Here is a 21,849-nt window from a genome sequence, read left to right on the forward strand (position 1 = left end):
TATGACATCCCGACGGAACTCTTGCCGCCCGTGTTCGAGGCCCGCGAATCTTTTTGACGGGCGGTCAACGGTTCAACGGACTCCCCCACCGCCCCCAGGTGCGTACGAACCCGTACGCAACCCCCTGCGCGCGCACCACGGCGCGCCACCGATGAGGAGGACTCCCTCGCGATGGCAGTGATGCGTTCCACCACCCCCCGTACCGCCCCGCGGCGTTCGTCCACGCTGCGGATCGCCACGGCGCTGGCCGCGACCACCGCGGCCGCCGCCCTCGGCACGCTCGCCTTCCCCGCCCACGCGGCGCCCGTCGAGGGCACCGTCGTGGGAGCCGGCGCCCCGGACGCGGTGCCCGGCAGCTATATCGTCACGCTGAAGCGCTCGGCCGGCCTCAAGGCCGCCTCGGCCGACGGCAGAGGCCTGATATCCGAGTACGGCGGAACGGTGCGGCGGACCTACACCGCCGCGCTCAACGGCTACTCCGCCGGGCTCTCCGCCCGGGAGGCCAGAGCACTGGCCGCCGACCCGGCGGTCGACAAGGTCTTCCAGGACCGCACCGTGCACGCCCTGGGCACCCAGACCGACCCGCCGTCCTGGGGCCTGGACCGGATCGACCAGGCCAAGCTGCCGCTGGACAAGAAGTACGGCTACCCGGACAGCGCGGGCGCCGGCGCGACCGTCTACGTCATCGACACCGGCGTGCGCATCTCGCACCAGGACTTCGGCGGCCGGGCGGTGAACGGCTACGACGCGATCGACAACGACAACGTGGCGCAGGACGGCAACGGCCACGGCACCCATGTCGCGGCGAACGCGGCGGGCACGGCGTACGGCGTCGCCAAGAAGGCCAAGGTCGTGGCGGTGCGGGTGCTGAACGACTCCGGCTCCGGCACCACCGCCCAGGTCGTCGCGGGCATCGACTGGGTCACCAGGAACCACAGCGGCCCGTCGGTGGCCAACGTGTCGCTGGGCGGCGGCCCGGACGCGGCCCTGGACACCGCCGTGCAGAACTCCATCAAGAGCGGGGTGACCTACGCCGTCGCCGCCGGCAATTCCGGGGCGAACGCCCAGAACTACTCCCCCGCCCGGGTCCCGGAGGCCATCACGGTCGGTTCGACCACCTCCACCGACGCCCGCTCGTCCTTCTCCAACTACGGCTCGCGGGTGGACCTCTTCGCGCCCGGCAGCTCCATCACCAGCGCCTGGAACACCGGCGACTCGGCCACCAACACCATCTCCGGCACCTCGATGGCCACCCCACATGTCACCGGTGCGGCCGCGGTCTACCTGGCCGGGCACCCGACCGCCAGCCCGGCGCAGGTCGCCACGGCCCTGACGAACGGCGCCACCTCGGGGGTGGTGACCAATCCGGGCGGCGGCTCGCCCAACAAGCTGCTGAAGATCGTCCCGTAGGGGCGGTGTGACCCGTCGTGCCCATACGGGCCCCGGGCGGCGGTGCGCCGTCCGGGGCGCGGCACGACTGCGGGAGCGGGCGCGGGCGGTGCGGCGTCAGCCCCCGTTGGGGCGACGGCCGTGGGTCAGGCCGTACATCAGGAAGGCGGTGGCCGCGACGAACACCGCCACCAGCAGGATCACCAGCGTCGGCCGGGTCCCCAGGCCGAGCAGGCCGGCCCCCAGGAGGCCGCCGGCGAACATCGCGGTCACGGAGGTCAGCCGGCGGGCCCCGGCGCGGGAGCCGTACCCCAGCTTCCTGTCGTGCCCCAGCGGCGACCCGCTGACCAGGGCCGCCATCGCCCGGGTCTCCACGGTGGTGGTGAGGTCCGGGGCGGCGGCCCGCATGCTGGTGACATTGCGCATGCCCATCGCCACCGCCATCAGCGCCACGACGACATGGCGCCGGCCGAGCACCGGCCCGGGCCCGCCCTCCCAGGCCGCCACCGCCGCCGCGAACAGCAGCGCCGCCTCCGCGGCGAGCGCGGCCGGGAACCACGGGCGCTGCCCCACGGCCAGCGTCGACTCCAGCCGGGCCCCGAGCGCCGCGCCCAGCAGGAACGCGGCGATCGAGACCGCCGTGGCGGCCACCGGCAGCCCGCCCTGCCCGGCGATACCGAAACCGAGGAAGAGCAGATTGCCGGTCTGGGTGGCGGTGAAGACCTGACCGAGCGTCAGAAAACTGACGGCGTCGAGCACACCGGTGGCCACGGTCAGCCCCACCATGATCACCGTGAGCGCGGTCCCACTCGGCGGCTCCACCGACGCGACTCCTTCCACCGGGCTCCTGACCCGGGGGCGTGTCCGGTGGATCAGGATCGGATCGGCCCCCGCGCTTGTTCCCCCCAGTCTCCGGACGACCGGTCCGCCGGCCCGCCATTGCGCCGTCTGTGGGCGGCCCGCAGGTGCCCGCACCCGCTGTCGGGTTGCGTCGGTTTCCGGCCTTCTTCGTGTCTTGACGGTGCTCTGGGCGTTGCGCGACATTGAGGCCCGGCATCCGGCCGTACGGGGGGCAGAGCCGCCAATGCACATCGACACCGTCGACGACAAGGGCTCCTACGAGTCGCCACCACCCGAAGAGCGGCCGGCGGGCACCGCCGTCTCGCTGCTGGCGGGAGTGGCGGCCGGGATCGGCGGGGTGGGGGCCGTACTCGCGCTCGCCGACATCGGCTCACCGCTCCGCGCGCCGTTCACCTTCTTCTTCCTGCTGATGGCGCCGGCCGCGGCGATCGCCGCCGCGCTCGGCCGGACCGATCCGCTGGGCCGCGCGGTGGTCGCCGGCGCCGGTGCGCTCGCCGTCGACCTGCTGGTGGCGCAGACCATGCTCGCGCTGCATCTGTGGTCGGTACGCGGCGGGGTGCTGGTGGTGACGGCGTTCAGCGGCGCGGTGCTGCTGTGGAGCGCGCTGCGGCAGCGGTCCGGACGGACGCCCGGACGGCGGGCGGACTGAGGTGGATCTCGCGGTATACCGCCCCGGCCGGCTGACCGAGGCCGAGCGCGGCGCCTGGACCGCCCTGCAGGCCGAGGCGCGGTCCCTGGGCGCACCGCAGCTGGCGAACCCGTTCCTGGCCCCCGAGTTCGCGCTGGCCGTGGGCCGGTCCCGGGGCGGCGTACGCATCGCCGTCGTACACGAGGGCGGCGCCCCGGCGGCGTTCCTGCCCTTCCAGCGCTCGGCGCTCGGCGTGGGGCGGGCGATCGGGCTGGGCGTCTCCGACGCGCAGGGGCTGGTGCACCGGACCGGATTCCGATGCGGCGCCCAGGAGCTACTGCGGGCCTGCGGACTGTCGGTGCTGGAGTTCGATCACCTGGTGGAGGGCCAGCGCAGCTTCGAGGCACCCTCGTTCGGGCGGCACGCCTCGCCCGTCATCGACGTGGACCAGGGCTTCGAGGCCTATCTGGCCGGACTGCGGGCGCGGTCGCCGAAGTTCACCCGCACCACTCTCGCCAAGGAGCGCAAGCTCGGCCGGGACATCGGGCCGGTGCGCTACGTCCACGACGAGCGCGACCCGGCGGCGCTGCGCACCCTGATGCGATGGAAGTCCGCCCAGTACCGCAGGACGGGGCGCGGCGACCGCTTCGCGCACGCCTGGATCGTCCGGCTGGTGCAGCAGCTCTTCCACAGCCGTACGGACTCCTTCGCCGGGCTGCTGTCGGTGCTCTACGCCGGCGAGCGGCCGATCGCGGCGCACTTCGGGCTGCGCTCGCCGTCCGTGCTGGCCTGCTGGTTCCCGGCCTACGACCCGCAGTTCGCGAAGTACTCGCCGGGGCTGGTGCTGCATGTGCGGATGGCGCAGGCGGCGGCCGCGGACTCGCTGGCCTACCTCGATCTGGGGCGCGGGGCGAAGGACTACAAGGACTCCCTCAAGACCCGTGAACTCCTGGTGTCCGAGGGGTGGGTGATGCGGCGCCATCCGGTCGCGCTGGGACACCGGGCCCGCCGCGCGCCGGTGCGTGCGCTGCGCAACGCGGTGCTCGCCCGGCCGGAGCTGTTCGAGCCGGCGGACCGCCTGCTCAAGCGGGTGGGCCAGATCCGGTCGGGGCGCTGAGCGCCGATTTGCGTGAGCCCCGCGCGCCCGGAATTCCCACCGTATTCGAGACGGCGCAATAGGGGCGTACGCCGGTGCATAAATATTGACGTACATCAGTGCGTACCGGCCAATTGCGCCAAACGGTATTTGGCGTGGAACGTCTTGCCTTACAGTCCCATTCATCAATACCGTCGCACATCCACCCGCATCGGACGATCATCGCAAGGCGGCTCTAGGGGAGGGCTCGGCGACACGATGAAGCGCCCGGTGCGGTGCGCGGTTGGGGGGGTCCAGTGCGCGCGGTCCCGGCTTGCCGATCACGGCTCGCCGAGGTCCGGGGCACGAGCCGCGCGTTCGGAGACACGCATGCCAGCTCGCCCTGTTCGCACGGCGGTTCCGCCGTGCGAAGCGGGGTGTGAACCCCCCTTTCGACCCGGATATCCAGCACGGACCGCCCGGGGGTGGGCGGTCCACCGGACGAGAGGGAAATCAACCCATGAGCTCGTTCCTTCGCCCGGCCGACGCGGAAGAACCGCCGCTGACGCTGCTGCCGGACCAGGCCGTCTACCGTCCTGTTTCCTCACACCTGGCCATCGCACCGCCGGTCAGCGTCGTCATTCCGGCGATGAACGAGGCGGAGAACCTCCCGTACGTCTTCAAAACCCTGCCGGACTGGATTCACGAAGTAATCCTGGTCGACGGGAATTCCACCGACGACACGGTCCGCGTCGCCCGTGAACTGCGGCCGGACGTCACCGTCGTACCGCAGCGCGGAAAGGGTAAGGGCGACGCACTGATCAGCGGATTCGCGGCCTGCACCGGCGAGATCATCGTGATGGTCGACGCGGACGGCTCGGCCGACGGCGGCGAGATCGTCAGCTATGTCTCGGCGCTGGTGTCCGGGGCGGACTTCGCCAAGGGCTCGCGGTTCGCCAACGGCGGCGGCACCGACGACATGACCCCGATCCGCAAGCTCGGCAACCGTGTGCTGACCGCGGTCGTCAACGCCAAGTTCGGCGCCCGCTACACCGATCTGTGCTACGGCTACAACGCCTTCTGGCGGCACTGCCTGGACCAGATCGCCCTGGACTGCGCGGGGTTCGAGGTCGAGACGCTGATGAACATCCGGGTGGTCAAGGCCGGGCTGCGGGTGCAGGAGATCCCCAGCCATGAGTACAACCGCATCCACGGCGTCAGCAATCTGCGGGCGGTGCGCGACGGTCTGCGGGTGCTGCGGGTGATCCTGCGCGAGCGGGGCACCCGTCGCAAGCGGGTGGCCCGGCCGGCGCTGATCACCGGAGACGCCCGGTGAACCCCCGGAGACCTGCGGTCGGCCCGGCGCTGCGGATCTCCGTCGTCATCTGCGTCCACACCGAGGACCGGTGGGACGACATCCTGGCCGCGGTGGAATCCGTCCGCGCGCAGTCCCATCCCGCCCATGAGCTGCTGCTGGTGGTGGACCACCACCAGCGGTTGCTCGACCGGCTCAGGGAGCACTTCAAGGGCGCCTGCACGGGCGCGAATGCGCCGAGCGCTCCGTCGACCCCGCCTCTGATCATGGCCAATTCGGGACCCCGCGGACTCTCCGCGGGGCGCAACACCGGTATCGCCGCCGCCGACGGCGAGGTCATCGCCTTTCTGGACGACGACGCGGTGGCCGAGCGGGACTGGCTGCGCCACTTCGCGGCGGCGTACGCCGACCCGGCCGTGATGGCGGTCGGGGGCCGTACCGAACCGGCCTGGGAGACCGGCCGCCGCCCGGTGTGGTTCCCCGAGGAGTTCGACTGGGTGGTGGGCTGCACCTACCGCGGTCTGCCGCCGGGGAAGGTGCGGGTGCGCAATGTGCTGGGCGGCAACGCCTCCTTCCGCAGGGTGGCGTTCGACCTCGTCGGCGGCTTCGCGACCGGGATCGGCCGGGACGGCGACCGGCGGCCGCTGGGGGGCGAGGAGACCGAGCTGTGCATCCGGATCTCGCGGCTGATACCGGACGCGGTGCTGCTCATCGACGACCGGTCGGTGATCCACCACCGGGTGCCGGCCGGGCGGCAGCGGTTCGGCTACTTCCACAGCCGGGCGTACGCCGAGGGGCTGTCCAAGGCGCTGGTGGCGCGGAGTGTCGGCGCGCGGGACGGGCTGGCGGCCGAGCGCCGCCACACCGCCCGGGTGCTGCCCGCCGGGGTGCTGCGCGGGGTACGCGACGCGCTGCTGGGAAGGCCCGGCGGGGCCGGCCGGGCGGGCGCGATCGTGGCCGGCACGGCGGCCGCGGCGGCCGGCTACGCCTGGGGCGCGCTGCGGGCCCGCCGGAGGCGAACGCCCCTTCCCGGTACCCGAGTCGGCGGGCCCGGCGACGGGACGGCGGCCACGGCGCACGAGGGGGCGGCGGCATGAGCGGCCGCCCGGGCGCGGTGCCGATCCTGATGTACCACGCGGTGACCGTGGCCCCGACACCCGCCGTACGGGAGCTGTCGGTGACACCGGCCGCGTTCGAGGAGCAGCTGGCGGTCCTGGCCGACGGCGGCTTCACCCCGCTGACCGCCGCGGTGCTCGCGGCGGCCTGGCGGGGCGGCGGCCCGCTACCGGAGCGACCGGTGCTGATCACCTTCGACGACGGCTACGAAGGCGTGTACCGGCATGCGCTGCCGGCCCTGGCCCGGCACGGCTTCCCGGCCACCCTCTTCGTCACCACGGGCTGGCTGCGCGGCCCGTACGGCAGAGGGGGCGCGCTGGACACCATGCTCGACTGGGACCAGGTGCGGAAGCTGGCCGGAGCCGGGGTGGAGATCGGCGGGCACAGCCACCGCCATCCCCCGCTGGACGACCTCGGCGACGCGCGGCTGCGGCACGAGGTGCTGCGCTGCAAGGAGATCATCGCCGACGAGGTCGGGACGGCACCGGAGTCCTTCGCCTACCCCTACGGCCACTCCGGCCGGCGGGTGCGGCGGACCGTGCGCGGCCTGGGGTTCCGGCAGGCGCTCGCCGTGGGCAATACGCTGGCGGCCCGCCGTCAGGGGCCGTACGCGCTGGCGCGGTTGACGGTGCGGCGCGATACCGGCACCGAGGAGTTCGCCCGGATCGTCGAGGGCCGCGGGCTGGTCCGCGCCTTCGCCCGGGACCGGGTGCTCACCAAGGGGTACGCGGTGGTCCGCAGATCACGACAGGTGGTCCGGCTGTGCGCGCCGGGCCGCTGACGCCGAGCCCGCCGCGGCATCCCCGCGGCGGAAGAAGGGGCAGTTGAGCCGGTGTCCGACACCACCACCAAGGCCGAGGAGCGTGCGGAGGAAGGGCCACCGCGGCCGGGCGGACGGGGCGGCAGTCCGCTGTTCCGCAACGCCTATGCGCTGATGCTCAACACCGGCGTCTCCGGGCTGCTCGGTCTGGGGTTCTGGCTGGTCGCGGCCCGTTTCTACACGGAGGCCGCGGTCGGTCAGGGCTCGGCGGCGATCGCCGCGATGAAGCTGCTGGCGGGGCTGACCGCGGTCACCCTGACCGGCGCGCTGGCCCGCTTCATCCCGGTCGCCGGCCACACCACCCGGCGGCTGGTGCTGCGGACGTACGGGGGCAGTTCGGTCGTGGTGGCGATCGCCGCGACCGCCTTCCTCCTCACCCTCGACCTCTGGGGTCCCTCCTACCGCTTTCTGCACGGCACCCTCAACGGCCTGGGCTTCATCCTGGCCGTGGTCGCCTGGTCGCTGCTGACCCTCCAGGACGGGGTGCTGACCGGGCTGCGCAGCGCGCTGTGGGTGCCGGTGGGCAATCTCGCCTTCTCCGCGGTGAAGCTGGGGCTGCTGGTGGTCTTCGCCGCCGCGATCCCCACCGCCGGGGTGTTCGTCTCCTGGGTCGCCGCGATCGCGGTCTCCGTAGTCCCGCTCGCCTGGCTGGTGTTCCGGCGGCTGATCCCCCGGCACGCGCGGACCACGCGGCACACCGCCGGCCCCCCGTCGCTGCGGGAGGTGGGCCGTTTCCTGGCCGGCGACTACACCGGCTCGCTGTTCTCCCTCGCCGTGGTCTACCTCGTCCCGGTCCTGGTGGCCTCCCAGGTCGGCGCGGCGGACAACGCGTACTTCTACATCGCCACCACCATCGGCGGCACGGTCAATCTGCTCGCCCTCAACATGGGCGCCTCGCTGACCGTCGAGGGCGCCCACGATCCGGCGCAGCTCGCCCACCACACCCGGGCCGCGCTGCGGCGGATGGCCCGCATCATGGTCCCGGTCTGCCTCACGCTGTTCGTCTGCGCGCCCTACCTGCTCGGCGTCTTCGGGCCGGGGTACGCGGAGGCGGCCACGCCGCTGCTGCGCTGGTTCGCGGTGGGCGCCGCGCTGCGCGTGGTGATGGAGGTGCACTTCGCGGTGCTGCGCGCGCAGAGCCGGACGTCCGGACTGGCCGCCCTGCAAGGCCTGTTGTGTGTGCTGGTGCTCGGTCTGACGCTGGTGCTGCTGCCGCGGACGGGACTGGCCGGCGCCGGCGTCGCCGAGGTCGCCAGCCTGGCGGTGATCGTCGCGATCGCGAGCGGACGGCTGCGCCGGGTGCTGCGCGGGCGGGTGTCGACCGCACCGCCGGCCCGGACCCCGGTGGACGGCCTGGCACCGGACGGCGACCTGGCGGATCTGGCGGTGTACGGCGATCTCGGCGACGGCGTCAGGGCGTTCGGCAAGGCCGCTGGCGAGGACCCCGGTTCGGGCAGGCGGTACGCCGCGGTCGGATGGGCGCTGCTCGCCGCCGCCCTGGCGCTGTTCTGGCTGCCGCTGCGCGGTATGGGCGACGCCGATCTGGACCGTATGACGGGGCTGGGCCTGATCCCGGTGCTGCCCGCGGTGACACTGGCCGGCGTGGTCCTGCTGGTGGCGGCGTACGCCTGGGCGCTCTGGCTGCCCACGCCGCGCCGCGCCCTGCTCACCGCCGTCCTGGTGCTGACGGTGGTGGCCCTGCACGCGCTCCCGGCCGTCCTGGAGGCCGAGCCGCGCTTCCCCACGGCCTGGCAGCACCTCGGCTTCCTCGACCACCTCGGCCGGACCGGCACCGCGGTACCGGACCTGGACGCCCGCTGGAGCTGGCCGGGCTTCTTCGCCGGGGTGCAGTTCCTCGCCGAGGCGTGCGGCATCACCGACTTCACCGAGGTCCTGCGCTGGTGGCCGCCGACCATCCAACTGCTGTACCTGGCACCGCTGTTCCTGCTCCTGAAGGCGGTACGGGCGAACTGGCGGGCGAAGTGGTGCGCGGCCTGGCTGTTCGCGCTGTGCGGCTGGGTCGGCCAGGACTACTTCTCCCCGCAGGGGTTCACCTACCTCCTCTATCTGGCGTTCGTGGCGATCCTGCTGGTGTGGTTCCGTACCCGGCCGGCGGCCGTGGCGGCGGGGTCCGGGCGGCGGCCGGGCGAGGCGGAGCCGCAACCGGCGGGCCGCGGCCGGCTCGCGGTGCTGCTCACCACGCTGATCGCGCTGTTCGCGGCGTCGGTGGCGGCCCACCAGCTCACCCCGTTCGTGATGCTCGGCGTGCTGACCGTGCTGGTGCTCGTCCGCCGCTGCACCCTGCGCGGTCTGCCGCTGCTGCTGGGCGTCCTGGTCGCGGCCTGGGTGGGCTTCCTGGCCGAGCCGTACTGGTCGGGCCACTTCGACGAGCTGTTCGGCGGGCTCGGGGGCATCGGCGGCAATGTCTCCTCGTCCGTGACGGACCGGATCGGGGGCGGCGACGCCACCCACAAGCTGGTGCTGTACGCCCGGGTGGCGCTGGCGGGCGGGGTGCTGGCGCTGGCCTGCTTCGGGGCGCTGCGGCGGCGGGCGGCGGGCTTCACCGAACGCGCGCTGCCGACCCTGGCGTTCGTGCCCTTCCTGGCGTTCGGGATGCAGTCCTACGGCGGCGAGATGGCGCTGCGGGTCTTTCTGTTCGCGCTGCCCGGCGCCTGTGTGCTGGCGGCGCTGGCACTGTTCCCGCGCGGTACGGACGCCCCGCGAGGGCTCGGACCGCTCGCCGCACTGCTGACGGGGCTGCTCCTGGCCGTCGGCTTCCTCGTCGCCCGCTGGGGCAATGAGCCCTTCGAGCGGATCCGGCCCGGCGAGGTCGCGGCGATGGACTACGTCTACGCGCACGACCGTCCTACGGTGCGGCTGCTGTGGCTGAGCCAGGACCCCGTCAACAGCGTCACCCCGGCGATGCCCTGGGGCGCCCGGGACATGGAGCGGGTCCAGTACGAGCCGACCCTGGCGCCGCGCGATCCGGCCCGGGTGGGCCCGGTCGTCGCCGCCCTGCGGGACGCCGGGCCGCAGTCGTATCTGATCGTCAATCACGGCCAGTCGGAGGCGCTGCGGCTGGACGCGGGGTACCCGGCGGGCTGGGAGCGGCGGCTGCGCACCGCACTGGACCGGCGTCCCGACCTCCGGCGGGTGCTGTCCAACGAGCATGCGGCGGTGTACGAGCCGGCGCGGCGCCCGGCGGGCGAGGTCGCGCCGCCCCACCCCGGCCCGGCCGGCCCGAAGGTGACCTGGACGCCATGGTCGGTGTTCGGCGCGCTCGCGCTGGTCGCGCTGGTCGCGGTGCTGGCGGCCCGCGAGGTGCTCCGGGTCGCGGCCCGGCCGAGCGTGCGCCGACGGCACTGGGTCCAGGGGATGTTCTGGTTCGCGATGCCGTTGCTGCTGGTGTTCCTGGCGTCGCTGGTGCAGCGGTTTATGACGCTGTCGTAGGGACGGGGGCCCGGGCGGGCCGCAGGCTTCTCGCGCTCGGCGCTCAGGAGCGGTCGAGCCAGCGCACCTCGTACCCGTCCAGGGTGAGGTCCTCCCCGTCGACCGTCGCCGTGCCGCGGCGGTCGGCGGTGTTCACCAGCAGCGCCGTGCGGTCGTCGGCCAGCCCCAGGATCCTCGTGGTGCCGGTGTCGAGTTCTCGCGGCCGGGCCGTGGGCGGGAAGGCACGGGAGAAGCGGGACAGCAGCGTCATCATCGGCAGCTCCCGTCCCCCGTCGTCCTGTTCGGTACTGGTCCACAGGCAGCCGGGGCAGTCCTCGCCGTCGGTCTCCGGGTTCCAGTAGAACCCGCTGGTGGCGCCGCCCGCGGCCATCTCGACCAGCGCCGTGGCCTGCGCGGCCACGCGCCGCCGCTCGCTCCAGGCGGCCCGGTCGCCCCCGCCGTCGCGCGCGCCGTCGTCGGTGATCTCGACGTACCACTCCGCCCACCACAGCGGCAGCCCGGTCTCCTCGCGCAGCCACCGCCCCACGTCGGCGAACTTCCGGGCGGCGGTGAACGGGCCCGGGGCGAAGCGGTCGTCCTTGCTGTAGCTGGAGCCGTCCACGACCACGAAGTCCGCGCCGGCCTTGTGCCGGTTCCAGTGGTCGAAGGCGTCGAGCGTGCGCCGGTCGATGCTTCCCCAGGGGCCCTTGAGGCGGGACTCGTAGGTGTCGTCGCCCGGCACATGGCTGTCCATCACCAGATAGGGCCCGCCCACCCGGATTCCGGCGTCGGCCTTCTTCAGCTCCTTGTAGACGAGGTTGTACAGGCGGGTGTAGCCCTCGTAGTCCCAGCGTCCCTTCGCGTCGTCGAAGAACCCCTTGAACTCGTTCCAGACGACGAAGTGCCGGACGTCCGGATAGCGTCGGGCGACCTTTCCGGCGAGGGCCGCGAAGTCCGCGTAGTGCGCCGGGTCGGGGGCCTTCTCCAGAGCGTCCCAGTCGGTTCCGCCCGCCGTGCCGCCCTTCATCCAGTCCGGCGCGCAGCACAACGTCACCACGGGAGTGCCGCCGGTGTGCCGGATCAGCGCGATCCGGCGGTCCAGGTCGGCGAAGTCGTAGCGGCCCGGGCTCGGTTCGGGGTTCTGCGCGCCCCAGCCCATGATGTGCTGGTTCTGCGGCATCGGGTGGTCGGACAGCAGGCGGGCGGCCCGGTCCCGGTCCGGCTCGGCGCCCTGGTCCGCGCTGAACTGGGTGTGGGTGAACCCCCAGCCCACGGCCGGCCCGGCGGCCCGCGACGGCGAACGCCCCTTGGCGTCGCGGTCCCGCGGCCCCGGAGCGGTGCACATGACCAGCGCTATCAGGCCCAGCGCCAGCGCGAGCACCCCTGCCACGACCACGAAGGCCGTTGTCTGACGTTCCCCACCATGACGTCGCACAAAGGGAGATTAGCGACCCAACCGCCCGGTAAACCCGGTTTTCGGGTTACCGGTCCCGTTCCGTACGGAGAAACACCGGTGGGGATAATCCGTGTACGCGGCGGGCGGCGGTGGCAGATCATGGCGTCATGTGTGCCGATCACCTCCAGCCGACCGTCGCGGAGGAGTCCCTTCCGCTCCGCCTGACCCTGGACGACAGCGATTCGCCGTCCGATGTCATCGATGCGCTCTTCCTGGGCCGGTTCACCAAGGGCGAGCAGCCGTACTCCCGCAGCCGGTCGATGGACCGGGTGAAGTCCGGGCTGACGCTGCTGCCGCCGGACGCGCGGGTCCTGCGCTCGGCGAAGGACGAGGACCGCAGCGCCACGCTCGCCGAGGGCGACGGCTACACCGTGCTGGTCTCCCGCTGGAACCGCGGCGCCGACGTGACGGTCACCGCCGTCACCGACGAGCTGGCCGAGAAGGTGCTGGGCCAGGCCGCGGACGGCGCCGAGGACGCACCGGAGCCGCAGCCGGAGAACGTGCCGATGGGCTTTTGGTACTTCTCCCCGCGCCGCGGCCCGCACCGCACCTCCCGGCAGATCTCCGCCGGGACCTGGCAGGAGATCCGGCCCAACTACACCGCGCCGGTGGCCGATGCGATGGACCGGCTGATGAAGGTGGTGCCCGCGGAGATCGCCGGGCGGCTGCTCCTGCTGCACGGCCCGCCCGGTACGGGCAAGACCTCCGCGCTGCGCACCCTGGCCCGCTCCTGGCGCGACTGGTGCCAGGTGGACTGCGTCCTGGACCCGGAGCGGCTGTTCAACGACGTCGGCTATCTGATGGACATCGCGATCGGTGAGGACGACTCCGCCGGGAAGGGCCGCTGGCGGCTGCTGCTCCTGGAGGACTGCGACGAGCTGATCCGCGGCGAGGCCAAGCACGCCGCCGGCCAGGCGCTGTCGCGGCTGCTCAACCTCACGGACGGGCTGCTGGGACAGGGGCGCAACGTCCTGGTCGGCGTCACCACCAACGAGGACCTGGAGCGGATGCACCCGGCGGTGGTGCGTCCCGGCCGCTGTCTGGCCCGTATCGAGGTCGGCCCGCTGACCCGCCCCGAAGCGGTCAACTGGCTCGGCGCGGACCGCGGCATCGGCCGCGACGGCGCCACCCTGGCCGAGCTGTACGCGCTCCGGCGCGGCACGGGGCCCGCGTCGGTCCCGGCCCAGGACTCGGGAGCCGACGCGGGTCTGTACCTCTGAGGCGCGGGCGGCGGCGGTGCCGGTCGCGGTGCTGGGCGAGCGATTATCGGCTGGCCGGGCCGCGTGTGGTGTCGTTAGCCTCGGCCCCCATGAACCAGCGCAAGCGGAAGAAGCTCACCCGGCGTCTCTTCGGGGCGATTCTGGGGCGTGACACCGCCCGTGTGGCGGCGCTGCTGCGGGCCGGAGCCGACCCGGAGCACGCGAACCCCGAAGGCACCACCCCGCTCTACCAGGCCTCCGTGAACGGATCGGCGGAGATCGCCCGCCTGCTGCTGGCGGCCGGGGCGACCCCCGACACCGAGAGCGGCGGACTCGGCTCGGAGGGCACGCCCCTGTGCGCGGCGGCGTGCTGGGGGTACACCGCGGCCGTACGCGAACTGCTGGCGCACGGCGCCGATCCGAACCTCCGCGAAGACCACGGCACCGGCCGCTCCGCCCTGGACTGGGCGAGAGACGGCTCCCATTCCGAGACCGCCGCCCTCCTCATCGCCGCGGGCGCGACTCCCCGCGGGGCCGCCGCGTAGGGGTCTCCCCCAGGCGCCGGTCCGGTGGATCAGGGCCGGTGGATCATCGCCTCGGACACCCCCTAGAGCCCTCCGGGCGTCGGCCGGATCTCGAAGGCCCGCAGGCCCTCCGGCTCTTCCTCCCGTACGGACACCGCGTCGACCAGCGCCGTGGGAGGGCCCTGGTGCGCCCAGTCCACCAGTTGCCGCACCCGCTCGGGCTCCCCCTCGAACACGGCCTCCACCGTTCCGTCCGGGAGGTTGCGCACCCAGCCGGCCACTGCGTGCGCGTCCGCCGTGCGCCGGCAGGTGTCGCGGAAGAACACGCCCTGCACGTCCCCGGAGACCACCACCCGTCTGCGGATCACCGTATGTCACCTCGTCAGCTCGCCCAGCGGTACGAGCGCAGATATATCCCCGGCCCGCGCTCAGCGGGCGGCGCCACGCCCGGACGGCGTACGGCTCACCGAGCGGCCCGCGGCCTCGGCGGCGCGGGCGAAGCGGACGGCGTCGAGGACGGCCGCCGCGCCGAGGTCGTTGTTGAAGTACGCATAGACCTCGGCCCGGTCCGGCCAGGTGTCGGCGATCCGCCGCACCCAGGTGGCCAGCGCCTGCCCTCCGTAGCGCGGAAAGGGCTCCGCGCGGCCCTCGTGGAAGCGCACGTACCCCCAGCCGGCGGTCCGCCAGAGCGGTGTCACCGGCCGGGAGCCCCGGTCCGCCCAGCACAGCGCGGCGCCCCGGTGCTCCAGTACGGCGCGGATCTCCTCGGTCCACCACGACGCGTGGCGCGGCTCGACGGCCACCCGGGCGCCGGCCGGGAAGCAGCCCAGGCAGTCGTCCAGCAGCGCGGCGTCGGCGTGCAGCGTGGGCGGCAGCTGGAGCAGGACGGGCCCGAGCCGTGGGCCGAGGGCCGCGGCCCGCGACATCAGCCGACCGACCGGCTCCGCCGGATCCCGGAGCCGCTTGATGTGCGTCAGATAGCGGCTGGCCTTGACGGCCATCACGAATCCCTCGGGGGTCCGGTCCCGCCAGTCGGCGAAGGTCTTCTCCTCGGGCAGCCGGTAGAAGGCGGCGTTGCTCTCGACGGTGGCGAACTGCCGCGCGTACTCCTCCAGCCACAGCCGCTGCGGCCGGTCGGGCGGGTAGAGGACCTCGCGCCAGTCCTTGTACTGCCAGCCGGAGGTTCCGACGAGGACGGTCATGTCCGGGATGCCTGCCCGGTCCCGGGCGGGCCGTACCAGCCCGCGGCGGTGTCGTCCGGGCGGGGTCTTGCACGGCGGGGAGGTTACGGCCAATGTGGTCGGAATCGCCCGTGACCACCCGGTGGTGGCCGGGGGCCGTCGACGTTCCGTCACACGTCTGGAGTGAGCGTGGCTTCCTTCGTACTGCCGCATGCCCTGCACGGTTCGGGCGCGCACAAGGTCTTCGCCGTGCACGGCTGGTTCGCCGACCGGTCCGCCTTCGACCCGGTCCTGCCGGATCTCGACCGGGACGCCTTCCAGTACGCGCTGGTCGATCTGCGCGGCTACGGCGAGGCGCGGGGCGCGGACGGCGCGTACACCACGACGGAGGGCGCGGCCGATGTGCTGGCGCTCGCCGACCGGCTGGGCTGGGAGCGGTTCTCGGTGATCGGCCATTCGATGGGCGGCAGCGTCGCCCAGCGGGTGCTGGCCGCGGCACCGCACCGGGTACGCCGGATCGTGGGCGTCTCACCGGTCCCGGCCTCCGGATTCCCGATGCCACCGGAGCAGTGGGAGCTGTTCTCCGCCGCGGCGCACACCCCGGAGAACCGGCGCTCCATCATCGACCTCACCTCCGGCGGGCGGCGCCCGGCCGCCTGGCTGGACCGGATGGTGCGGCGGTCGTTGGAGCGCAGCGAGGCGAAGGCGTTCCGGACCTGGCTGGACTCCTGGGCCGGGGAGGGGTTCGCCGACGAGGTCGAGGGCTCGGCGGTGCCGGCGCTGGCGGTGGCCGGGGCGCTGGATCCCGCGCTGAGCGCCGAGTTGATGCGGCAGACCTGGCTGCGGTGGTTCGCCGGCGCCGAGCTGGTCGAGCTGCCGGGGGCGGGGCACTACGCCATGGACGAGACGCCGCTGGAGCTGATCCGGGCGGTGGAGGACTTCCTGCGGGCCGACGACGGCGACGGCGGGCGGACGGCGGCGGGATGACCGGCGCCGCGGATCCGGATGCCGGCGCCGCCCCTCAGGAGGCGCCGGCGTCATCGGACGCACCGGACGCGGTGCCGGACGTCTTCGACCCGCGCGGCTACGCGGACGGCCTCCCGCACGCCGCGTACCGGCTGCTGCGCGACCGGTACCCGGTGGCCTGGCAGGAGGAGCACGAGGTGCTGGGCTGGCCCGCCGGCCCCGGCTTCTGGGCGGTGACCCGGCACGCGGACGTCGTACGGGTCCTGAAGGACGCGCGCACCTTCTCCTCCCATCTGGGCGCCACCCAGATCCGCGACCCCGACCCCGCCGACCTGCCGTTCATCCGTCGGATGATGCTCAACCAGGATCCCCCGGACCACGGGCGGCTGCGCCGCCTGGTCAGCCGGGCCTTCACCCGCGGCCGGGTGGACCGCTTCGAGGCGGTGGTGCGCGAACGGGCCCGCCGGCTGCTGGCCGCGGCGGTCGACACGGCGCGCAGCGGGGACGGCGTCTGCGACCTGGTCGCCTCCGTCACCGACGACTACGCGCTGCTCAACCTCGCCGATGTGCTCGGCGTACCGCCCGGGGAACGCGGGCTGCTCCTGGACTGGACCCGGCGCGTCATCGGCTACCAGGACCCCGACGAGGCGGAGCCCGCGGCGTCCGGCCCGGACGGCCGGCCCGCGAATCCGCGCTCTCCGGCGATGCTGCAGGACATGTTCGCCTTCGCGCGGGAGCTGGCCGCGCACAAGCGGCGCCACCCGGGCGACGACGTACTGACCGTCCTCGCCTCGGACCGCGAACTGGCCGCCCCCGAACTGGAGATGTTCTTCTTCCTGCTGACCATCGCGGGCAACGACACCGTGCGCAGCGCGGCCCCCGGGGGCCTGCTGGCACTCGCCCGGCACCCGGACGCGTACCGCGCGCTGCGCACGGGGGCGGTCGGTACGGCGACATGCGTGGAGGAACTGCTGCGGTGGCACCCGCCGGTGCTCACGTTCCGCCGGACCGCGGCGTACGACACCGAGTTGGCCGGCCGGCCGATCCGCGCCGGCGACAAGGTCGTCGTCTTCCACGGCTCGGCGAACTACGACGAGCGGGTCCACACCGATCCGCACCGGCTGGACCTGGCCCGCTCCCCCAATCCCCATGTCTCGTTCGGCGACGGCCCGCACGTCTGCCTGGGCGCGCACCTCGCCCGCCTGCAACTGCGGGTCCTGTACGAGGAGACGGCCGGCCTGCTGCCCGCCCTGGCCCTCGCCGCTCCGCCGCGGCGGCTCGTCTCCAACTTCATCCACGGTCTGAAGTCGCTGCCGCTGCGGGTCGACGCGGACGCCGCCACGCCCTAAAGGGTGTTGCAGAAGGGTGGGTGTGGGCAGGTCGGAGTGGCGTCTGACCTGCTTGTTCATGCTGTACGGGCGAGGTTGTGCATGGTGGAGACTGCCTGGACGGCGTGGTGGAGGCCGGATCCTTTCTGTCGGCAGTCGCGGAGGATCTTCCAGTTCTTCATGCGGGCGAAGGTGTGCTCGACGCGGGCGCGGACGCGTCGGTGTTCGGCGTTGTCTTCCTCCTGGGCTCGCAGCAGGGGGCGTTTGGCTCTCTTGCGGTGCGGGACGACGAGGCCGGTTCCCAGGTAGGCGCCGTCGGCGAGAACGGTGGTGCCTTCGCAGTGGGCGGGCAGGCCGGAGGCCCGCCAGACGTGGGCGTCGGCTTTGTTGCCGGGTGCCGGACGGGCGGTGGCAACGACCAGACGGGTGTCGGCATCGATGATGACCTGCACGTTTGCCGAGAAGCGGTAGTTACGCGACGAGGCACCCACCGTCCGGTCACGGACGGGGATGAGGGTGCCGTCCACGATCCACAACCGCTCGACGTCGGCGACCGGTCGCGGGGCCGGCGCCAGTGCGAGTAAAGGCCCGAGCCGCTGGATGACCCGGCAGACGGTGGCCGGGGAGATCCCGAAGAGCGGGGCGAGCTGCCGCATCGTGAGGTTGGTGCGGTAGTAGACGGCCACCAGCAACACCCGGTCGGCCAGCGGCAGACACCACGGGCGACCGCCTCCGGGCCCGTTGCCACCCCGCTCACGCACCACCTTCAACAGGCCCGCGAAGCCACTCATCCGCAAGCCCGTGAACGTCTCCACCCACAACCGCTCAGCCCGCAACACCCCACCCATAAAGGGAAAATGCCCAATCGACTACGTTCTGCAACACCCTTTAAGGGCTGTCCCGTAATCCCTGGTGGATCAGCGCACGGCGTCAGATGCGGTGCATCGCAAGGCGGAGGGACGTCCGGATACTGGGCGTATCCGGACGTTCCGACAACGCGGCGAGGTGCCGTAGCTGTCGTCGTGCGCCCGCCAGGGGTTACGGGACAGCCCTTAGGTTCGACCGTCATGGCCGCGCACCCACTCCATTAAATCAACGTAAAACGCCTGACGGGGTGCGGCCTTGATAACCGCATCGCCGCGCCTGGCCAAGGCGCCGTGGGGAGAAAAGGCTCACCTTGATCGTTCAAGGCCATGGCATACTCTGGAGCCATTCTTTGACATGAGGCACGGGGGCGAATCGCATGCTTGGCAATTCGGAAGATGTCTGATCGGTTATCGACTCTCGCCCACGATGAGTCGGCTCCCCCCAGACCCCGTGCCGCACTGGAGATCCCGGGGCTTCTCCGCGCCTGGCGGGCGCAGGCGGGACGCAAGCTCGGCAGGGGAAAACCGCTGACGCAGGCCGAGGTCGCGGCCGAGCTGGGCATGAGTGTGCGGTGGTACCGCGATGTCGAGCGCGGCGGGCCGGGGCGGTTGTCGCCCACCACGGCGGACCGTCTGGGCGAAGTGCTGTTGCTGGGGCCGGACGAGCGGATGGCGCTGCGGCGTTTCGTCGCCGGAGACAGACCGCCGACGCGTACGTCCGGCGCTCTTCCGACCGGCTCCCTGCAGGCCCTTCTCGATATGCAGATGCCGTACCCCGCATATTGCACGGACGGCGTGTGGGACCTCGTCGCGTGCAATCAGGCGATGAAAGAGTGGTTTCCCTGGGTACACGAGCCGCGAGCGAACCTGCTGCGCTGGGCACTGGCTTCCCGGGAAGCCCGAGACCAGTTCGTCCACTGGCCCGAGCACGCCGCGACCTATCTGGCACAGCTGCGGTTCGCACTTGCCGCGACGCCCGGGAATGCGGAACTCGGCGCACTCCGCGACGAACTCCTGCGCAATCCGCAGTGCCGGCGACTGTGGGAAGAGGAGCCGCGCGTCGTCGCCTATGGAGACGGCCATCGTTTCGCGTTGCGGCTGCCCCGTTTCGGCCGGCAGCAGATCAGCGTCGTGTCCCACGTACTGGTCCCCGCCTACCACCCGGATCTGCGGTTCGTCGTCCTGACCTGCGCCGAAGGCGGCGGGGGCGGCTGACGCCGGTGCGGCGCCGGCCGCCCCCGTCTCCGCGGCACCGCGGACGGGACGCGCCGACTACGCGACGGCCGGGGCCGCCTCCGCGGCGGGCCGGCGTTCGTCGACGGCCCGGTAGGCGAACCACGGGAGGCAGAACTGGGTGACCGGGCCGACGCACAACGCGTAGAGCACGGTGCCGACTCCCACACTTCCGCCCAGGAGCCAGCCGATGATCAGGACCGTGATCTCGATGACGGTCCTGATGAGCCGGATGGACTTGCCCGAGGTGGCCGAGGCCCCCGTCATGAGGCCGTCGCGTGGTCCGGGGCCGAAGCGCGCCCCCACGTAGATGCCGATCGACAGCCCGTTGAGGACGATGCCGCCGATCAGCAGCATGATGCGGACCGGAAGCCCGAGGTCCTCCGGGATGAGGGAGAGGCCGAGGTCGGAGGAGAACGCCAGCACGATGATGTTGGCGATCGTCCCGAACGTGGGCTTCTGCTTGAGCGGTATCCAGGTCAGCAGTACAAGGACACCGAGTACGGCGCTGATGGCGCCGAAGCTGAGCGGTGTGTAGTTCTCCAGGCCTTCGTACAGCACACTCCAGGGATTGACCCCGAGTGAGGCCCTCACCATGACGGAGAGGCTGAACCCGTACAGGGCCAGGCCGATGAACAGCTGGGGGATGCGCCTGAGCGGATTCTCTCCGAAGCGGACGTAGGCGAGGGGTGGTGTGTTCTTGCCGGTCGCGGCCATCTGATGCTTTCCGGGTGGGGTGAGTACTCAGGTGCCGCCGCGGCGGCGGCACCTGAGGGGCGGAACGGGGGACGAGGGCGGAGGCGGTCAGGTCGTGTGCATGTACGGGGCCCAGACCAGCCGGCCCTCCTTGAGGGCCGCGCTGTAGCCGATGAAGTCGTCGGACTGCTGGGGGAAGTCGTCGCGGTAGTGTGCTCCGCGCGACTCCTCGCGCATCAGCGCCCCCTCGACGATCAGCCGGGAGGCCAGCAGCAGGTTGGACAGGTCGGTCGCGGTCTGCACCTGGCCGGCGGCGCGGGAGCCGGTGGTGAACGCGAGCCGCCCGGCCCGCTCTTCGAAGGTCTCCAGAAGACCGAGCATGGTGGTCAGACCACGCCGGGTGCGCACCGGACCGGCGTGCCAGTACATCGCGGCCCGCAGGTCCTGCAGCACCGTTTCGGGGGTGTCGCCGCCCTTGTGCGAGGGGAGGTTGAGCGAGCCGATGACTTTGATCTCGCCGCCGGCGGCCGCCTCCCGGCACTCGGCGGCGGCGTTGCGGCCGGCGATACGGCCGAAGACCAGGCACTCGGAGAGGCCGTTGCCGCCGAGGCGGTTGGCTCCGTGGATGCCGCCCGCGGTCTCGCCGGCCGCGTACAGGCCGGGGACGGTGGTCTCGGAGCGGGAGTTGATGAGCAGGCCGCCCATGAGGAAGTGCGCGGTGGGGCGGATCTTGAGCGAGGTGACGCCGCGGGGGTCGAAGCCGGCCTGGATGAGCCGTTCGTCGAGCGCGGGGTAGGTGGTGGGGATGAGGTGGGCGCAGGTGGAGATGTCCAGCCGGACGGCGCCGTCGTCGAACGCCCGGCCCTCGATGATCTCCCGGTAGATGCCGCGGGACACCACGTCGCGGGTCGCCATCTCGCCGCGCGGGTCGTGGCCGAGCATGAAGCGCTCGCCGTCGCGGTTCAGCAGCAGGGCTCCGTCGAAGCGGAGGGCCTCCTCGACGAGGCTGCCGTCGAAGGTCAGGACTCCGGAGGCCAGGCCCGTGGGGTGGAACTGGAGGAACTCCATGTCGATGACGCCGGCCCCGGCGGCGAGGCCCAGGGCGATGCCGTCGCAGGACTTGTCCATGGAGGCGGCGGAGGGGGCGTACATCGAGGCGCCGCCGCCGTCGGCGAGGATCACCCCGGCGCCGGGTATCACCATGCGTTCCAGGGTGTCCACGGCCATGGCCTCGATGCCGTTCACATGGCCGTCGGCGTCGCGGAGGACCTTAGTGGCGCGCACACCGGAGACGATGCGAACACGGCCCTCGGCCACCAGCTCGCCGAGGCGGGCGGTGAGCACGCTTTGGATGTGGTAACCGAGACGGTCTTCGAGATAGACGCCGCGCGGAGTTCCGCAGCCGCCGAACGGGCGGGTGGCGAATTCCCCGTCGGCATCCCGCTCGAAGCTCAGGCCGAGCCCCTCGAGCCAGTCGACGAGGTCGCGGGCGCCTCTGCATAAGGTGTCCACCAGCTCGGGGTTGTTGGCCTGCGAGCCACCGACGATCGTGTCGTGCACATGTGCCGCCACGCTGTCGTCGGCCGCGACGGCGGCATTGAAGGCGTGGGTTTTCCAGGTGCATCCGCCGGTGGAGGCCCACTTGTATTTCTGGCTCTCGTACAGCGCCTTGGTCACCAGAATGACGTCGGCGCCGTTGTCGGCTGCTTCAATGGCCGCGCTGAGACCAGAACCACCCGCGCCGACCACAATGACCGTTCCCATACC

Annotated in this window: 19 protein-coding genes; 12 read left to right on the forward strand and 7 right to left on the reverse strand. The window is 72.5% G+C overall.

What is annotated here, in order from left to right; genetic code table 11:
- Positions 1-171 precede the first annotated feature (171 nt).
- Entirely contained in the window at positions 172-1,410 is a 1,239-nt protein-coding gene (locus tag WAB15_RS09730) for a S8 family peptidase (protein WP_407285983.1), read from the forward strand.
- Positions 1,411-1,506: 96 nt separating this feature from the next.
- Here the strand turns inward: WAB15_RS09730 and WAB15_RS09735 are convergent, their stop codons facing one another.
- On the reverse strand, positions 1,507-2,211 hold the full coding sequence (locus tag WAB15_RS09735; RefSeq protein WP_407285984.1) for a YoaK family protein: 705 nt from the start codon (positions 2,209-2,211) through the stop codon (positions 1,507-1,509).
- Positions 2,212-2,473: 262 nt separating this feature from the next.
- Here WAB15_RS09735 and WAB15_RS09740 point away from each other — a divergent pair, with 262 nt between their 5' ends.
- From WAB15_RS09740 to WAB15_RS09765, 6 genes are all read left to right on the forward strand, one after another.
- Positions 2,474-2,899, forward strand: a complete 426-nt coding sequence (locus WAB15_RS09740) for a hypothetical protein (protein WP_399144403.1) — start codon at positions 2,474-2,476, stop codon at positions 2,897-2,899.
- Position 2,900: 1 nt separating this feature from the next.
- Positions 2,901-3,995, forward strand: a complete 1,095-nt coding sequence (locus WAB15_RS09745) for a GNAT family N-acetyltransferase (protein WP_407285985.1) — start codon at positions 2,901-2,903, stop codon at positions 3,993-3,995.
- 478 nt (positions 3,996-4,473) lie between these two features.
- Entirely contained in the window at positions 4,474-5,289 is an 816-nt protein-coding gene (locus tag WAB15_RS09750) for a glycosyltransferase family 2 protein (protein ID WP_399144405.1), read from the forward strand.
- On the forward strand, positions 5,286-6,365 hold the full coding sequence (locus WAB15_RS09755; RefSeq protein ID WP_407285986.1) for a glycosyltransferase family 2 protein: 1,080 nt from the start codon (positions 5,286-5,288) through the stop codon (positions 6,363-6,365). The genes WAB15_RS09750 and WAB15_RS09755 overlap by 4 nt, the downstream gene beginning before the upstream one ends.
- Positions 6,362-7,165 carry a polysaccharide deacetylase family protein gene (locus tag WAB15_RS09760; protein ID WP_407285987.1) on the forward strand — a complete coding sequence of 268 codons (804 nt, stop codon included), beginning with the start codon at positions 6,362-6,364 and terminating at the stop codon, positions 7,163-7,165. Before WAB15_RS09755 ends, WAB15_RS09760 begins: the two co-directional genes overlap by 4 nt.
- A 51-nt stretch (positions 7,166-7,216) precedes the next feature.
- Positions 7,217-10,654, forward strand: coding sequence for a lipopolysaccharide biosynthesis protein (locus tag WAB15_RS09765; RefSeq protein ID WP_407285988.1), 3,438 nt, complete (start codon positions 7,217-7,219; stop codon positions 10,652-10,654).
- Between the two features lie 43 nt (positions 10,655-10,697).
- Here WAB15_RS09765 and WAB15_RS09770 read toward each other — a convergent pair whose 3' ends face one another.
- On the reverse strand, positions 10,698-12,068 hold the full coding sequence (locus tag WAB15_RS09770) for a GH39 family glycosyl hydrolase (RefSeq protein WP_407285989.1): 1,371 nt from the start codon (positions 12,066-12,068) through the stop codon (positions 10,698-10,700).
- A 128-nt stretch (positions 12,069-12,196) separates the two neighbouring features.
- On the opposite strand from WAB15_RS09770, the gene WAB15_RS09775 reads away from it, so the two are divergent.
- Positions 12,197-13,309 (forward strand): DUF5925 domain-containing protein, encoded by a 1,113-nt coding sequence (locus WAB15_RS09775; protein WP_407285990.1) that lies wholly within the window; start codon positions 12,197-12,199, stop codon positions 13,307-13,309.
- Positions 13,310-13,398: 89 nt separating this feature from the next.
- A complete protein-coding gene (locus tag WAB15_RS09780; RefSeq protein ID WP_399144412.1) occupies positions 13,399-13,833 on the forward strand; it encodes an ankyrin repeat domain-containing protein in 435 nt (144 codons plus the stop codon).
- Between the two features lie 62 nt (positions 13,834-13,895).
- On the opposite strand, the gene WAB15_RS09785 is transcribed toward WAB15_RS09780, so the two are convergent.
- Together WAB15_RS09785 and WAB15_RS09790 are read right to left on the reverse strand one after the other, a co-directional pair.
- The gene (locus tag WAB15_RS09785) at positions 13,896-14,180 is read right to left on the reverse strand and encodes an acylphosphatase (RefSeq protein ID WP_407285991.1); all 285 of its coding nucleotides are present in this window, start codon (positions 14,178-14,180) and stop codon (positions 13,896-13,898) included.
- A 60-nt stretch (positions 14,181-14,240) separates the two neighbouring features.
- Positions 14,241-15,014, reverse strand: coding sequence for a DUF72 domain-containing protein (locus tag WAB15_RS09790; protein ID WP_407285992.1), 774 nt, complete (start codon positions 15,012-15,014; stop codon positions 14,241-14,243).
- A gap of 168 nt (positions 15,015-15,182) precedes the next feature.
- Between WAB15_RS09790 and WAB15_RS09795 the strand changes: the two genes are divergently transcribed.
- Both WAB15_RS09795 and WAB15_RS09800 read left to right on the forward strand, forming a co-directional pair.
- Positions 15,183-15,980 carry an alpha/beta fold hydrolase gene (locus tag WAB15_RS09795; RefSeq protein WP_399144415.1) on the forward strand — a complete coding sequence of 266 codons (798 nt, stop codon included), beginning with the start codon at positions 15,183-15,185 and terminating at the stop codon, positions 15,978-15,980.
- The gene (locus WAB15_RS09800; RefSeq protein WP_407285993.1) at positions 15,977-17,308 is read left to right on the forward strand and encodes a cytochrome P450; all 1,332 of its coding nucleotides are present in this window, start codon (positions 15,977-15,979) and stop codon (positions 17,306-17,308) included. Before WAB15_RS09795 ends, WAB15_RS09800 begins: the two co-directional genes overlap by 4 nt.
- 56 nt (positions 17,309-17,364) lie before the next feature.
- On the opposite strand, the gene WAB15_RS09805 is transcribed toward WAB15_RS09800, so the two are convergent.
- Entirely contained in the window at positions 17,365-18,135 is a 771-nt protein-coding gene (locus tag WAB15_RS09805; protein WP_407285994.1) for a transposase family protein, read from the reverse strand.
- A gap of 414 nt (positions 18,136-18,549) precedes the next feature.
- Between WAB15_RS09805 and WAB15_RS09810 the strand changes: the two genes are divergently transcribed.
- Entirely contained in the window at positions 18,550-19,368 is an 819-nt protein-coding gene (locus WAB15_RS09810; RefSeq protein ID WP_399144417.1) for a helix-turn-helix transcriptional regulator, read from the forward strand.
- A gap of 57 nt (positions 19,369-19,425) precedes the next feature.
- Here WAB15_RS09810 and WAB15_RS09815 read toward each other — a convergent pair whose 3' ends face one another.
- Both WAB15_RS09815 and WAB15_RS09820 read right to left on the reverse strand, forming a co-directional pair.
- The gene (locus WAB15_RS09815; protein WP_399144418.1) at positions 19,426-20,103 is read right to left on the reverse strand and encodes a YitT family protein; all 678 of its coding nucleotides are present in this window, start codon (positions 20,101-20,103) and stop codon (positions 19,426-19,428) included.
- An 87-nt stretch (positions 20,104-20,190) separates the two neighbouring features.
- The gene (locus tag WAB15_RS09820) at positions 20,191-21,846 is read right to left on the reverse strand and encodes an FAD-binding protein (protein ID WP_407285995.1); all 1,656 of its coding nucleotides are present in this window, start codon (positions 21,844-21,846) and stop codon (positions 20,191-20,193) included.
- Positions 21,847-21,849 lie beyond the last annotated feature (3 nt).

The organism is Streptomyces sirii, assembly GCF_045690365.1.
GTDB lineage: Bacteria > Actinomycetota > Actinomycetes > Streptomycetales > Streptomycetaceae > Streptomyces > Streptomyces sirii.

Bases quoted from the DNA above. Each gene is read 5' to 3' on its own strand.
- WAB15_RS09760 (WP_407285987.1), top strand. From the start codon at position 6,362: ATGAGCGGCCGCCCGGGCGCGGTGCCGATCCTGATGTACCACGCGGTG.
- WAB15_RS09800 (WP_407285993.1), top strand. From the start codon at position 15,977: ATGACCGGCGCCGCGGATCCGGATGCCGGCGCCGCCCCTCAGGAGGCG.
- WAB15_RS09730 (WP_407285983.1), top strand. From the start codon at position 172: ATGGCAGTGATGCGTTCCACCACCCCCCGTACCGCCCCGCGGCGTTCG.
- WAB15_RS09820 (WP_407285995.1), bottom strand. From the start codon at position 21,846: ATGGGAACGGTCATTGTGGTCGGCGCGGGTGGTTCTGGTCTCAGCGCG.
- WAB15_RS09815 (WP_399144418.1), bottom strand. From the start codon at position 20,103: ATGGCCGCGACCGGCAAGAACACACCACCCCTCGCCTACGTCCGCTTC.
- WAB15_RS09810 (WP_399144417.1), top strand. From the start codon at position 18,550: ATGTCTGATCGGTTATCGACTCTCGCCCACGATGAGTCGGCTCCCCCC.
- WAB15_RS09750 (WP_399144405.1), top strand. From the start codon at position 4,474: ATGAGCTCGTTCCTTCGCCCGGCCGACGCGGAAGAACCGCCGCTGACG.
- WAB15_RS09790 (WP_407285992.1), bottom strand. From the start codon at position 15,014: ATGACCGTCCTCGTCGGAACCTCCGGCTGGCAGTACAAGGACTGGCGC.
- WAB15_RS09805 (WP_407285994.1), bottom strand. From the start codon at position 18,135: ATGGGTGGGGTGTTGCGGGCTGAGCGGTTGTGGGTGGAGACGTTCACG.
- WAB15_RS09780 (WP_399144412.1), top strand. From the start codon at position 13,399: ATGAACCAGCGCAAGCGGAAGAAGCTCACCCGGCGTCTCTTCGGGGCG.
- WAB15_RS09775 (WP_407285990.1), top strand. From the start codon at position 12,197: ATGTGTGCCGATCACCTCCAGCCGACCGTCGCGGAGGAGTCCCTTCCG.
- WAB15_RS09740 (WP_399144403.1), top strand. From the start codon at position 2,474: ATGCACATCGACACCGTCGACGACAAGGGCTCCTACGAGTCGCCACCA.